The organism is Boudabousia tangfeifanii (genome assembly GCF_001856685.1).
Lineage (GTDB): Bacteria > Actinomycetota > Actinomycetes > Actinomycetales > Actinomycetaceae > Boudabousia > Boudabousia tangfeifanii.
In genome coordinates this window covers 1,790,467-1,804,879 of sequence record NZ_CP017812.1, presented here as the reverse complement: position 1 = coordinate 1,804,879, position 14,413 = coordinate 1,790,467, and the positions used below count along the sequence as shown (strand labels likewise).

Below are 14,413 nucleotides of genomic sequence, written 5' to 3'. Positions count from 1 at the left end.
ACCGAGGGCGCCAAAGGCGGCTAGAGCCAAAAGCTAAGCCAGACATATAATTATCAAAGGTAACGGGCGCAACTTTCCCAGCCAGAAAGCCAAGCAAAGGAGCGGAAAACCAATGCGGGGGAAACTGAAAATCTTCTACAGCTACATTGCCGGAGCTGGGAAGACCTATGCCATGCTACAAGCCGCACACCAGCTAAAAGCCGAAGGCAAAGACGTAGTGATCGGTTACGTCGAACCCCATACGCGTCCCGATACCATGGCCCTAGTTGAAGGCCTCGAACTGATTGCCCCAAAAACCGTTAACTACAAGAATCTTGACCTAAAAGACCTTGATCTTGAGGCGGTTCTGGCACGAAAACCCGAATATGTGGTGATTGACGAGCTGGCCCACACGAATGCTCCCGGGCTGCGGCACACCAAACGATACCAGGACGTCCTCGACTGCCTAGATGCGGGCATTAACGTGCTGACTACCGTCAATATTCAGCATTTGGTTTCCCTCCAGGACGTGGTCAAACAAATCTCCAAGATTGAAGTAACAGAAACCCTCCCGGACTATATTTTTGACGAGGCCGACCAAGTCGCCCTCGTTGATATCGAACCGGTTGAACTGCATGAACGGTTGCAGGCAGGCAAAATCTATCCCACCGCGAAAGTTAACCGAGCTGTCGAAAACTTTTTCTCTCAAAAGAAACTCACCGCTTTGCGTGAAGTTGCTTTGCGACGTGGGGCCGCCCGACTGGTTGCTACGAACCGCAAAAACCAGATGGATGCGGGGGATACCGTATTGGCCTGCCTGTCTTACCAGGATGGTAATGGGCGCGTGATTCGTTCCGCCGCCCGCCTAGCCAAAGCCCTCAAAGCTGATTTCCACGCCATTTATGTCCAGACAGACAAGGACGACGAACTAGACCAGGCGGCCAAGGATCAGCTGAACACTAACTTCAAGCTGGCTAAAAGCTTGGGCGCCCAAATCAGCCACATTCATGGAGCTGACGCGGCGGTGCAGATTGTGGACTATGCTGAAATGGTCAGGGCCACCAAAATCGTGATGGGGCGCAGTGGCTCCCACCGGTGGCGGTTAAAAGCCTCCACCTCTGACCGGATTATTGCCGCCCTGCCCGAGGTGGAAGTGCATATCATTCCCGATGTGGCTCCCACCGGACACCAACGCTCGGCCAAACTATGGGAGCAGATTAAGGCGCATTTCCATCTGCCAATCGCCCTCGCCTCGGTGGCGATTGTGCTGGCGGCAATTGGGCTTGGTCTGGTGCTGGACTTGTTGGGTGCTCCCGTCCTCGTCGTAATTGGGGTGATCGAGTTTGCCGTGCTGCTCGTTGCCTACAAGGCGCCCTCGAGCTGGTATCCCGCCGGCTCAGTTATTTTGGCAATTTTGCTCTATAACTTCCTGTTTGTTGAGCCGTACTACACGTTTGCGATTGCGGGCCACGAAAACTTAATTAACTACCTGCTGATGGGGGTAATTACCCTCTTCTTTTCCACGTTCGTGGCACAGATTCGACGCACCCAGCGGGCCGCGACCCAGTCCTCGAATAAGATGGCCGCGATTTTGAATGCGAACCGTAAATTCTCGCTGGCTACGAACGAGGACGAAGTACTTCACGCCCTCTCGGAAGTGATCAATGAAATTCAGCCCGGTGACTGGCAAATTATGAAGAAAGACGAGGTTGCCACTTGGGAAGGGATCAGCGAGAAGGAACGAGGAATTATTGAATGGTCACTGACCAACTTGCACTCGGCCGGCTATGACACCGACACCCTCAAAGATGTTTCCATTACTTGCTATCCCATTCGCACCGCAGATTATGTGGCTGGGGCGGTTGTGATTCGTGAAGGACAACTCGACGAAGCCCAAAAGCGTGCCTTAAAAGCGGTGTTGGCCGAAGCTGCGGCCTTTATCCAAAGGGTCAAACTGGTACAGGCACAGCGTGAACAAGACAATCTGGCTGAACGTGAACGGCTCAAAATGGTTTTCATGCGCGGCGTCAGCCACGACATGCGTACCCCCTTGGCGGTCATCGAGGGCGCGGCAGAAACCTTGCTCCAAACTTGGCCGAGCCCTGATGAGGATGCTGGGGTGCCGGCAAGTGAACAGCCTGGGGCAAGTTCTTTAGCCTTAACCACCACTGCCGCCCAAAAGCAACTTCTGGCTGATATTCGCAATGAGTCCCACGAAATGGCTCGTTCCATTGACAATCTGTTGAATATGACCAAAGTGACCTCGCAAGCTTTCGAGCTGCAACTACAACCAGAGGTGCTAGAAGAGATTGTGGAAAATGCGATCGAGAAGTGCCAACCGCGCAAGAAAGGTCGGCACATCAGCTTGGTTAATCCCGAGAAATCCACCATCATTAACTGCGACCCGAATCTGGTTTCTCAAGTGGTCATCAACCTGTTGGATAACGCCATCAAGCACACTACCGATGACGGAGAAATCAAGGTGAAGATCAAGGAATCCAAAGAATGGGTACAACTCAAGGTGATCGATAACGGTACTGGGATTCAACCCGAAGTGTTGCCGCACATTTTCAATGACTTCCTTACTAGCGATAGCCAGTTCGCGGACCGGCATCGCGGCCTCGGCCTCGGTCTAGGCATTTGTAAGTCTGTGGTTGAGTCTCATGGCGGACACATGTACGCCCGTAATCATGAAAATGGGGCCGAGGTCGGATTCGCGATGCCTAAGAGCGGGCAGGCCGGCAGCAACCAAGAAGTCGAGCCTTTCACCGGCGCCATTCCGACTGTTGCGTAGGCCACGTGCTATACTGCCTGCGTGAAAGTTCTGGTGATTGAAGACGACAAAGGTATCCAAAACTTTCTCAATTTGGCCTTGCTAAACGCCGGCTATCAGGTGGTATTCCAAGAAACTGCCCTGAGTGGCATCGAAGCCTATTATCGCGAAAACCCCGACATCATTTTGCTTGACCTAGGACTGGCAGACCTTGATGGCACCGAGGTAATCTCGCAAATCCGACTTGCTGGCAATACCCCGATTGTGGTGATCTCTGCTCGCCAAACGGATGAAGATAAAGTCAGCGCCCTCGATCAGGGGGCCAACGACTATTTGACGAAGCCTTTTTCCATCGCTGAACTTTTGGCCCGCATGCGAGTTGCTTTGCGAACCGTTAGTGCCACCCCGAATGCTCCCACCGACGTCTTCGAAGGCGACACTTTTACTGTCGATTTTGCCGCCCACCGCGTAATGGTCGGGGGAGTGGAAGTGCACCTAACCAAGCGCGAATTTGCGCTCTTACAAATGTTGACCCAGCACGTTGACCAAGTGCTAACCCACCAGCTACTACAAGAAACTGTGTGGGGATACGCCGACGACGCCACCGCCGTCTCGTTAAGAGTTTATGTACGCGCGTTGCGACAAAAGCTACAAACCCAACTGATTCAAACCGAGGTTGGGGTAGGGTATCGTCTATTAAGTCTGAAACGGTAACTCATTGACCTAGATAGCTTTGCCCCAACGTTAGTTCACCCACCATTGGAAATATCGTTGCCGGTCAAAGCGTTGTAGTTGCTAGTTACGCATTTTCGCCCTCGGCCACCGAGAAAACTAGGAGGATGGCATGTCACCTTTTTCGTTTCCCTACGCAGTTGCGGTTACTGACGCTGAAAAGACTTTGGCGCTTAGCGGGGAAGTAGACACCCCATTTCCGCTCGCCTCGGTAACGAAACCGATTGCCGCTTGGGCCGTGTTGACCCAGGTTTCGGCCGGGAAGGTCGAGCTAGACGAGTGCGTCCCGACCGACAGTGAGTACCCCACAACCTTGCGTCAGCTACTGGCACACGCCTCAGGGATCGACTTTGAATCCCGGCTCTTCGTGTCTCCTCCTGAAACCCGTCGCATCTACTCGAACTGTGGCATCGAAATTGCTGCAGATTTCGTCGCCGAACGAGTTGGGACCACTGCCGGGGAACTTTTGCGGGCCGAGGTCGTCCGTCCGCTTGGCCTAGACACCTGGCAATTCTTTGAATCGGTGGCTCACGGTGGCGTCCTTTCCGCCCGAGACCTTATCAAGTTCGTACGTGAAGTCATGTCGCCAACTCTGCTTCCAACCGAGCTAGCGAAGCAAGCCCTGACCGTCCAATACCCCGAACTAGCCGGCATTCTGCCCGGTTTTGGCAAGCAAGACCCCAACACCTGGGGGCTCGGTTTCGAAATCCGCGACCAAAAAGAACCACACTGGTCCTCCCCAGAAAATAGCCCAAAGATGGCCGGACATTTCGGGCAATCCGGCTCCTTCATCTGGATCGAACCCGAACGCGGCCTCGGCGCAGCTTTCGTGGGAGCCAAACCATTTAGCCAAGAACACAAGGCAATCTGGCCAGAGCTCAACACCCAAATCCTCCACGACTTCGCGAAATAAGGTGCAACTTTAGACCCAAAAATGTGTCTGATGGCAATTTTTGACCTAGACCACTAGTAGACCACTGGTTAGTTTTTGAACCCCGTTGCAAAAGTTGAAAATGCAAAAAACTGCGATTTTTCAAGCAAAAATAGACAATTTTTTGTAATCAAACTGTTATACCTGTCAGTTGAAACACACTGTGGTGCTGGTTATACTTTCTCGTAAGCGCACAAAAGTGTGTAAGAAAGAGCAGTACCACTGCTTAGTCTCGACGGAGAGGTATTTAATAATGCGCATCACTAAGAAGGTTTCAGCGATTGTTGCTGTTGCAGCGCTATCCGCAGCTGGTTTGGCCGGTTGTGGCGCTGAAGAAAAGAAGGCAGATCCAGCTCCTTCCGCAGCTCCTTCGGCAGAAGCACCCAAGGCTGACGGTGAAAAGGTTGTAATCAAGTACCTACACCGCCTCCCAGATGGTGACGGCATGGTTAAGGTTGCAGACGCAGCCGCCAAGTTCAACGCTGAGAACCCTGACGTAGAAGTTCAGGTTGAAAAGTTCGACGGCAAGGCTCAGGAATCCTACGCTAAGATTAACCAGCTCGTTAAGGCTGGCGAACCAGCTAAGGGCTACTGCTTGGCTCAGATTGGTTACGGTGAAGTTGCCTCCGAATACGTTGCTGGCGACCTCGAAGATGTTTCGGCTGAAGCAGCTCAGTACAAGGACAACTTCTACCCAGGCGCTATGGGCATGATGACCCTAGGCGACGTAGTTGTTGGTCTTCCTCAGGACATTGGCCCACTTGTCTACACCTACGACAAGGATGAATTCGACGCCCTCGGCATTCAGCCACCAAAGACTTGGGACGAATTTATGGAAGCCGCCAAGAAGGCCAAGGAAAAGGGCAAGTTCATTGCTACTTGGCAGGGTGACGAAACCCAGTACCGTATGTCCGGTCTAGCCGCCTCCAACGGCGCCACTTGGTTCTCCGCTGAAGGTGACAAGTGGAAGATCGACGCAAACGGTGAAAAGACCGCTCAGGTTGCCGAAAAGGTCCAGGCCATGTTGGATCAGGACCTCATGCTAAAGATCGACCGCTGGGGTGACGACTGGAAGGTCGCCATGAAGGACAAGAAGATCATCGGCACCATCGCCGCTGGTTGGGAACCAGGCTTCATGCTCGGTGACCTAGGCGTCGAAAAGGCTAACTGGCAGGTAACCCGCATTCCTACCGTTTCCGGTGAAGAAATGACCGGTTCTGACGGTGGTTCCGGCATCGGCGTCCTCAAGGGCTGCTCCAACAAGGAAGCTGCTCTTAAGTTCGCTAACTGGTACAACACCAACGTTGACGACCTAGCTTCGCAGGGTCTAGTCATCGCCACCAACAAGGGCACCCCGAAGACCCCAGACGCAGTTAAGGCTCTATGGGGCGGCCAGGACGTAATGGCTGAACTCGGTAACCTAGCCCAGAAGATGAACCCGAACTTCCCATACCTACCCACCTGGCCAGCAGTTGGCAAGGCCATGGGTGAAGAAGGCGGTAAGGTTTCCGCTGGTGGTGCTAAGGTCGCTGACGTCTTCAAGACCGCTCAGGACACCGCAGTTAAGTCCATGAAGGACGCAGGCTTGCCTGTTGCTGAATGAGGCACTAACTAACCTTGGGTTAGTTAAGCAAAACTAAGTGCTATTTGGCCCGGCGCACCGAAAGGGCGCCGGGCCAAACACACGAAAGAACCAAAAATCGTTTCAAAAAATTAAGGGGGAACGTCGACGATGACTACGCCGGTTATACCTGCAGGCACAACGAAAGAAGTGCTTCCCGAAAACAAAAAGAGCATTAAAGCACGTGAACGCCGCAACGCCATGTTCGGTTGGGCTTTCTTGTCTCCATTCCTACTATTCTTTGCCTTTAGCTTTCTTATCCCAATCGTAGTCTCGGTTCGCGCCGCCTTCTTCCGCGAAGTTTCTAAGGGCGGCCTCTTCGGCGGCGGTGAAAAAGTAGAAACCTTCGTAGGCTTGCAAAACTTCAAAGAAGTTGCACTCGGCTCCACCTTCTGGACCGGTATTGGCCGCGTCCTCCTCTTTGGAGCTATCCAGATCCCAGTCATGATTATTGGGGCACTAGCACTAGCCCTACTGCTAGATTCCTTGCTAGTCAACCGTGTAGGCTTCTTCCGCTTGGGCTACTTCATGCCATACGCTGTTCCCGGCATTGTGGCCGCCCTCGTGTGGGTCTACCTTTACAACAACCAGATTGGTCCAGTAGGTCGCGTCCTCAACATTGATTTCTTTGGACACACCTGGATTCTCGCCGGCATGGCCAATATGACAACCTGGACCTTCACCGGCTACAACATGCTCATTTTCCTAGCAGCACTCCAAGCTATTCCTACCGACCTCTATGAAGCAGCTCGCCTCGACGGGGCCAGCGAATGGATGATCGTTTGGAAGATTAAGGTCCCAATGGTTCGTGCCGCTGCGCTACTTGCAGTACTACTCTCCATCATCGGTACCGTTCAGCTCTTCAACGAACCTGCCGCTATGGCCGTTAAGGCCAGCTGGATGGGTGGCTCCTACATGCCGATGCAGATGGCTTACAACACCATGGTTGGAACCGTCTCCCCATCGGGTGCTGGCCCAGCTAACGCTATTTCCATCATGATGGCACTGGTAGCTTCGGTACTTGCAGTTATCTACGCTTGGGCACAGAAGAAGGTGGACTGACATGGCACAAAAAACCGCAAAACTAGCAAATGGCTTTGAATACACCCCATCGGTAGGCAAGCACCCTCGCTCTTTGCAGCCCAGCTTGCCAGCACGTGCCATCACCAAAATTGTGCTGATCCTAGTAGCAATCTACTTCCTCTTCCCTTTGGTCTGGATTCTGTTCACAGCAACCAAGACCAATGCGGAAATGTACAGCACCAACCCCTTCTGGTTTGGTGACAAGATTGCGATTAAGGAAAACTACGACTCCCTTATGAGCTGGTCCAAAGGCTACTACTGGCGTTGGGTATTCAACTCCATCCTTTACTCGGGTGCAGCCGGTGTAATTGGTACCTTCATTTCGGTGTCTGCCGGTTACGGTCTAGCCAAGTTCAAGTTCCGTGGCAAGAACGGTATTCAGCTAATGATCCTTGCCGCCCTCTTGATGCCAATCGCCCTGCTCACCGTGCCTTTGTACATGGTGATGTACAAGACCGGTCTAACCGATACCGCATGGGCCATCATCATTCCATCCTGTGTGAGCCCCTTCGGTGTCTTCCTAGGACGCATGTACGCTGAAACCTCAGTACCAGACGAACTCCTAGAAGCCGCTCGAATCGACGGTGCAGGCGAATTCCGTACCTTCTTCACCATGGTTCTCCGCCTCTTGGCCCCAGCCATGGTAACCATCTTCCTCTTCATCTTCGTGGCCACCTGGAACAACTTCCTCCTGCCATTGATGATGATTAGCTCCGATGCGAAGAAGCCAGTTACCCTCGGTTTGTACGGCATGATGTCCTACTTCGATCCGGTATACGGTGCCGTGATCCAAGGTGCCCTCTTCGGTATCTTGCCATTGGTCATCATCTTCTTGTTCCTCCAGCGTTTCTGGCAAGCCGGTTTGGCTGCTGGTTCCGTCAAGGGCTAAACATTAACCTTTTCACTAGTACCGCTCCTGCCTTTCGGGCAGGGGCGGTACTTTGTTACAATCGATTAGAACGCTGTGCCGGAATATATTCGCGCCATAAATCGTTAACACTTAAACACTACATCTGCCAGAAACAACCTCAATGGAGGGATACATGCCCCCGACATCACGCAGCCGTGCAGCGGCTGTCTGGAATGAGTGGCGTCAAGATAAGGTAGCGATGTTAGCTGCCGGTTGGATCGTCTTCACCCTGCTAATCGCAATCTTCTCAGACCCATTACTCAAACTGTTGGGCAAAGATCCTGGCGCCTACAACCTCGACGCCCTAGATGATTTGGCGCAACCCGCTGGTTGGTTCGGCGGTATCAGCTGGGCCCACCCCTTCGGCGTAGAGCCCCTCACCGGTCGTGACCTCTTTGCCATCACCATTGCTGGTGCCCGCACCTCGGTACTAATCGGCCTCGGTGCTACCTTAATCGCGACCGTCATTGCCATCCTGCTCGGGGTCAGTGCCGGCTACATTGGTGGCACCTACGACAAAGTCATTGCCCGCATCATCGACGTCATGCTCGGCTTTCCCTCACTGATCTTCATGATCGCCATCGGCGCTATCATCCCGGCCTCGGTCCCCAGAGCTGCCCTCATCGCGGTAATCATTGGTCTTTTCGGCTGGGCCTCCATGGCCCGAGTCATCCGCGCCGAAACCATGAGCCTAAAAAACCGCCCCTTCGTGGTGGCCTCCCGTGCCATGGGAGCCGGCGGATTCCAAACCGTTAGAAAAGAAATCCTGCCGAACCTGATGGCCACCATCATCGTGCTCACCACCATGAGCGTGCCCGGCAAAATCGGGGCCGAAGCAGCCCTATCCTTCCTCGGAGTTGGTGTTCGCCCACCCACCCCATCCTGGGGCCGCACCATCCGCGCCGCAGCCGACTGGATCCAAATCGACCCCGGCTATATTACTTTCCCGGCGCTCGCCCTCGTGCTCCTCACCCTATCCTTTAACCTCGCTGGCGACTCCCTGCGAGACGCCCTCGACCCGAAAACTCGGCAAAGCGTAACCACCCTCCCCGCAGAAGGAGAAGCCGCATGAAACGACTAAAGTTCTGGCTCGCCAGACTAGCCACCTCGCTACTAGTCCTTTTAGTGGTGGCCTTCTTGACCTTCGCCTTGTTCAACCTCTGGCCCTCGAACCCAGCGCTCACCGTCTGCGGTAAACCCTGCACCCCAGAGCGCCTCGAACTAGCCCAATCCGTGATGGGCTCATCCTTGCCCTGGTACGAACAATTCGGACTTTACATTTCCGGCATCTTCGTTGGCCGCACCTTCGGATCCGGCGCAGCCGCGATCGAATGTGCCGCCCCCTGCCTCGGCTACTCCTTCAAAATGGGCGAGGCCGTCACCCCGCTAATCGCCTCCCGCATCCCAGTCACCATGTCGCTAGCCATCCTAGCTGGCATCCTCTGGCTGGTAGTTGGCATCGGCTCCGGCGTACTAGCCGCCCTGACCCGCAACCGCCCCTGGGATCGGATCATCATGACCGGCTCCGTCCTCGGCGTATCCACCCCCGCCTACCTGTGGGGTCTACTCGCCATCCTCGTATTCGGATTCGGCCTCGGCTGGTTCCCCGTCTCTGACTACGTTCCACTACGTCAAGGCTTCGGCGCCTGGCTATCACACCTAATCATGCCCGCCACCGTCCTCGCCCTGCTCTACATGGCAGTCTATGCGCGACTCGTCCGCGGCAACATGATCGAACAACTTTCCGAAGACTACATCACCACCGCCCGCGCCAAAGGCGCCAGTGAACGACGCGTCGTTTGGCGTCACGCCCTCCCCGGCGTGCTCCTGCCCGTAGTTACCCTCTTCGGCCTCGACCTAGGTGGCCTCCTCGGTGGCGCAGTGATCACCGAACAAGTCTTCTCTCTGCCCGGCCTCGGCCAACTCCTCATCGACGGAGTAGCGAACACCGACCTGCATCTGATTACCGGACTCATCCTGCTATCAGCCACCTTCGTCGTCCTCGCTAACCTCATCGTTGACGCCATCCAAGCCCTAATCGACCCGCGAGTTGCAGCGTGAAACCAATGACCACAAACACTAACTCAAAAAGCACGAAACTCCGTCGACTCGGCGCGGTAGTCTTCGCCCTGCCGCTCTTCCTCGGAGCCTGCGGAGCCCAAGCCCAGCTCGGAGTCGACGGGCCCACCGCCCTCGAACCACACGAGCTACCCCAGATCGAGCCCGTCACCAAAGGTGGACACCTCACCATCCTCGACTCCGCCAAAGACCCCGGTTTCGACCCCGCCAAATCGCAATCTTTGGCCATCACCTCGGCCGGCCTCGTCCACCGACGCCTAACCACCTGGGAAATCCTGCCCGGCAAAGACCCTCAGGTAGTGCCCGACCTGGCCACCGACACCGGTAAAGTTTCCGAGGACGGTAAAACCTGGACCTACCACCTCAAAAAAGGTCTAAAGTTCTCCGACGGTAGCCCCATCACCGCCAAGGAAATCAAGTACGGCGTGGAACGTTCCTTCGCCCCAACCCTCTCTGGCGGCCTCGGCTATCACAAATCATTGCTCGCCGGCACCGACAAGTACGAGGGCCCCTACAGTGGGCAGCACCTCGACTCGATCGAAACCCCAGACGACTACACCATCATCTTCCACCTAGTCCGCCCCTACGGCGACTGGCCCTGGATCGTCTCCCTGCCGGCCTTCTCCCCGGTACCTCCGGCAAAAGACAACCCGGAAGGTTACTCGCGCGCCCCGATCGCCTCGGGCCCATACGAGATTAAAAACTACCGCACCGGCGTGGAAGTCCAAATGGTACGCAACAAGTACTGGGACCAAGATGACGTGCGCCTAGCCGGACCCGACTCCATCACCTTCAAACTGGGAAATGACCCGGTAGTTTCCGCCCAGAAACTCATCTCGGCCCAAAACCAGTACGCGGACACTTTCAGCTCGTCCAAGGTGCCTGCCGCCCAGTTGATTACCGCCGCCCAGTCCCCAGCCGTGGGACAGCGCCTGCAAATCGCTGACGCTGGCCCGCTCCTATACCTAGCGATCAACACGCAACGCATCACTGACCTGCACGTGCGACGCGCCTTCAACTACGCCATGGACAAGTCCGCAGTAGTCAAGGCCGCCGGGGGAGCCCTCGCCGGAAAAATCTCCTCCACCCTGATCACCCCAGGCATCTCTGGCTTCGAACAGTACGACCTCTACCCGGCACCACCCACCGGTGACCTCGAAGCCGCCAAAGCCGAACTGGACAAAGCAAAAGACAAACCCACTGGACCGCTGGTACTGCTCACCAAGAACAAGTCCGAGGACGTGCTCCGCTGCGAAGCGATCGCCCGCTCACTCGAAAAGCTCGGTTTCAAGGTGCGTATTGAACCAGTAGAATCCTCGGTCTATTCCGAACGAACCACCCAAGGTGACGGCAATAGCTACGACCTGGCACTGGCCTCTTGGAACCCAGACTTCCCCTCCGCCGGGGCAAACCTACAGCCGCTCTTCGCCTCCTCGGAAGTTGGCAACGGGGGAGTGAACCGCTCCCGTTTCAAGGATCCACAAATCGACCAGATTATCGAAAAAGCCTCCGCCACCTTCAACCAGGCCGAGGCCGCCAAACTCTGGCACGAAGCCGACAAAGCCATCATGGAAAAAGCCCCCGTGGTGCCCTTGAACTACCAGCGCTTCAGCTACCTGCGAGGCCGCAACGTCACCAACTTCTTCGTTCCCGGCTTCCCCTCATACCCCAACTACTTGATCATAGGTTTGAAAAATGACAGCAAGTGAAACTAACGCAGCCAACGCTGGCAACCCGCAAGGAGACCCGGAAATCCTCGCTGCCGCTGCCGTCCCAGACAAACTGCCCCGCCACGTCATTCTGCAAGCCCTAGCTTTGCAGGTGCGCTTCAATGGTGGACCCAAGGTAGTCGACGGGGTTGAACTCAACCTCTCACACGGCAAAGTCACCGCCCTCGTCGGCGAAAGTGGCTCGGGCAAATCCGTCTCCGCCCGTGCCATCATGGGACTCTTACCGCCCTCGGCCAACGTCAAAGGCAGCGCGGTCTTATCAGGGCGAGGCGACAACCCCAACCTGCAATTGGTTGGTGCCGGACGCAAAATCCTCAACGAGGTGCGCGGCGCTCGCATTGCCATGGTGTTCCAAGAACCCACCACCGCCCTCAACCCGCTAATGAAAGTGGGCGCGCAGATTGACGAAATCATCCTCTTGCACGAGGACGTCTCGCGCTCCAAAGCCAAGGCCCGTTCCCTCGAACTGCTAGGCGAAGTCTCAATCAACGAGCCCGAACGCGTCTACAACTCTTACCCGCACCAGCTCTCTGGCGGCCAGTTGCAGCGAGCCTGCATTGCCATGGCCATCGCCTGCCGCCCCTGTGTGGTCATCGCGGACGAGCCCACCACCGCCCTCGACATGGTGGTGCAAGCCCAGATCCTCGACCTGCTGCGTGACCTAACCAAAAAGCGTAACCTTGGCGTCCTCCTAATCACCCACGATATGGGTGTGGTTGCCGATATCGCGGACGAGGTCGTAGTTCTGCGCCACGGCCAGATCGTGGAACATGGCGAGGTCGAACAGATCTTCTACCACCCAACCCAGGACTACACCAAGCAACTACTAGCCTCGGTGCCCACTCTCGGGCGCGAACTCGTGGTGCCACAAATTGGTCGCAGCGACGTGAGCGAACAAAAAGCTGCCCAAGCCGTCAAAGATCTACTTGAGCCTTTGCCCCTAAAACGTGCCGAGGACGTCCCAGCGGCAGACCCAAACGCGGCACCCAAGGTGGCAGTAAAGATCCGCGACCTAGTAGTCGAATTCGGGGCCGGGAAGAAACGCAAACGCGCTGTCGATAATGTTTCCTTCGACCTTTACGCCGGCGAAATCCTCGCCCTCGTGGGGCAGTCCGGTTCGGGCAAATCCACCATCAGCTCCACCATTTACGGCCAAGTAAAACCAACCGCCGGCACAGTCGAGCTTACTGGGGAAAACATTTGCAGTGTTTCGCGTCGCAAGCGCCAAGCCCTGCTTTCGCAGTTGGGCGTGGTCTTCCAGAACCCTGCGTCTTCGCTGAACCCACGACGTACCGTCTTGCAGTCGGTGGCAGAACCCTTGCGTTTGCACACCACCATGAACCGAGCCGAACGTGAAGCCCGGGCCCTGTCTGCCTTGGTGGCAGCCCGGCTTGAACCGGAACTCGCGAACCGTTACCCGCACGAACTTTCTGGCGGACAGCGTCAGCGTGTCGCCATTGCCCGCGCGATCGTGCTGCGCCCGCAACTGGTGATTGCGGACGAACCGACCTCGGCCCTCGACGTTTCGGTGCAAGCCCAGGTGCTCGTTACTTTGGCGCAACTACAAAAAGAGATGGGCTTCGCCGCCCTGCTAATCACCCACGATTTAGCGGTGGTGGAACAACTGGCCAGCCGCACGGTGGTACTCAACTCCGGTAAGATTGTGGAGTCCGGTCCAACCGCTGACGTGCTAGGTAATCCCCAGACGGAATACACTCGCCGTTTGATTAACGCGGTGCCGGTCGCCGACCCGCGCGAACAAGCTCAACGACGAGAACAGAGGTAAAAATGGGAACCGCACTAGTTACCGGCGCCACCAGTGGCATTGGGGAAGAATTCTGTTGGCAGCTTGCGGCTGCCGGTCACAACCTAGTGATCGTGGCGCGCAACGAGCAAAAGCTAAACGAAACTGCACAGAAAATCACTCAGGCCGCGCGGGTCAAGGTAGAAGTGCTACCCGCAGATTTGACCAAGCCCGAGGACGTGGAAAAAGTCTGTGAACGCCTTACGGCCAAGCAGGCTCCCGTCGGTCTACTGGTTAACAATGCGGGCATGGCTTTAGGCCAACCATTCGCAGCCGGCTCTTATGAGAAAGAGGAATACGCCCTCGATCTGATGGTTCGTTCCGTCATGCGACTGGCCCATGCGGCCGCCAATGCCATGGGCGAGCGCGGTCGCGGTGCCATCCTGAATGTGTCTTCGATTGCTTCGCGCACCCCGTATGGTACCTACGCGGCGCATAAAGCTTGGGTACGATCCTTCACGGAAGGGCTCGCCCTCGAAATGGCCCCCAAGAACGTGACCGTCACGGCCCTCATGCCCGGCTGGGTGATGACCGAATTCCAACAGCGGGGCGGGCTCGACCACACCATTTGGCCCAAGTTCATGTGGATTGACGTGGCCGAGGTCGTCTCCCAATCCCTAGCCGCAGTCCGTCGCGGACAGGTGGAAGTCGTCCCAACTTGGCGTTACGCCGTCCTCGATCAGGTTATGCGCCTAGCTCCCAGGTCCGTGGTGCGCCAAATTGCGTCACGAATCGGCGACCCTGAGCATCCGGTAGTTTGAGCCCCTTTGG

Annotated in this window: 11 protein-coding genes; all 11 read left to right on the top strand. The window is 55.9% G+C overall.

The features are described from left to right. The first annotated feature begins 112 nt into the window (after nucleotides 1–112). Nucleotides 113–2,773: an ATP-binding protein gene (locus BK816_RS07420; RefSeq protein ID WP_071164603.1), complete on the top strand. Its 2,661-nt coding sequence runs from the start codon at nucleotides 113–115 to the stop codon at nucleotides 2,771–2,773. 21 nt (nucleotides 2,774–2,794) lie between these two features. Then, complete coding sequence (locus tag BK816_RS07415) at nucleotides 2,795–3,466, top strand: response regulator transcription factor (RefSeq protein WP_071164602.1); 672 nt, start codon at nucleotides 2,795–2,797, stop codon at nucleotides 3,464–3,466. Between the two features lie 130 nt (nucleotides 3,467–3,596). After that, nucleotides 3,597–4,397 carry a serine hydrolase domain-containing protein gene (locus BK816_RS07410; protein ID WP_071164601.1) on the top strand — a complete coding sequence of 267 codons (801 nt, stop codon included), beginning with the start codon at nucleotides 3,597–3,599 and terminating at the stop codon, nucleotides 4,395–4,397. Nucleotides 4,398–4,668: 271 nt separating this feature from the next. Then, nucleotides 4,669–6,018: an ABC transporter substrate-binding protein gene (locus BK816_RS07405; protein ID WP_071164600.1), complete on the top strand. Its 1,350-nt coding sequence runs from the start codon at nucleotides 4,669–4,671 to the stop codon at nucleotides 6,016–6,018. 129 nt (nucleotides 6,019–6,147) lie between these two features. Further along, nucleotides 6,148–7,098, top strand: a complete 951-nt coding sequence (locus BK816_RS07400) for a carbohydrate ABC transporter permease (protein WP_083379150.1) — start codon at nucleotides 6,148–6,150, stop codon at nucleotides 7,096–7,098. Nucleotide 7,099: 1 nt separating this feature from the next. Continuing rightward, nucleotides 7,100–8,008, top strand: coding sequence for a carbohydrate ABC transporter permease (locus BK816_RS07395; RefSeq protein ID WP_071164599.1), 909 nt, complete (start codon nucleotides 7,100–7,102; stop codon nucleotides 8,006–8,008). 154 nt (nucleotides 8,009–8,162) lie between these two features. Further along, entirely contained in the window at nucleotides 8,163–9,101 is a 939-nt protein-coding gene (locus tag BK816_RS07390; protein ID WP_204377187.1) for an ABC transporter permease, read from the top strand. Beyond that, a complete protein-coding gene (locus BK816_RS07385) occupies nucleotides 9,098–10,090 on the top strand; it encodes an ABC transporter permease (RefSeq protein WP_071164597.1) in 993 nt (330 codons plus the stop codon). The genes BK816_RS07390 and BK816_RS07385 overlap by 4 nt, the downstream gene beginning before the upstream one ends. A 5-nt stretch (nucleotides 10,091–10,095) precedes the next feature. Further along, on the top strand, nucleotides 10,096–11,817 hold the full coding sequence (locus tag BK816_RS07380; RefSeq protein WP_071164596.1) for an ABC transporter substrate-binding protein: 1,722 nt from the start codon (nucleotides 10,096–10,098) through the stop codon (nucleotides 11,815–11,817). Next, nucleotides 11,804–13,624, top strand: coding sequence for a dipeptide ABC transporter ATP-binding protein (locus BK816_RS07375; RefSeq protein WP_083379149.1), 1,821 nt, complete (start codon nucleotides 11,804–11,806; stop codon nucleotides 13,622–13,624). The genes BK816_RS07380 and BK816_RS07375 overlap by 14 nt, the downstream gene beginning before the upstream one ends. Nucleotides 13,625–13,626: 2 nt before the next feature. Next, nucleotides 13,627–14,403: an SDR family NAD(P)-dependent oxidoreductase gene (locus BK816_RS07370; RefSeq protein WP_071164595.1), complete on the top strand. Its 777-nt coding sequence runs from the start codon at nucleotides 13,627–13,629 to the stop codon at nucleotides 14,401–14,403. Nucleotides 14,404–14,413: the final 10 nt, after the last annotated feature.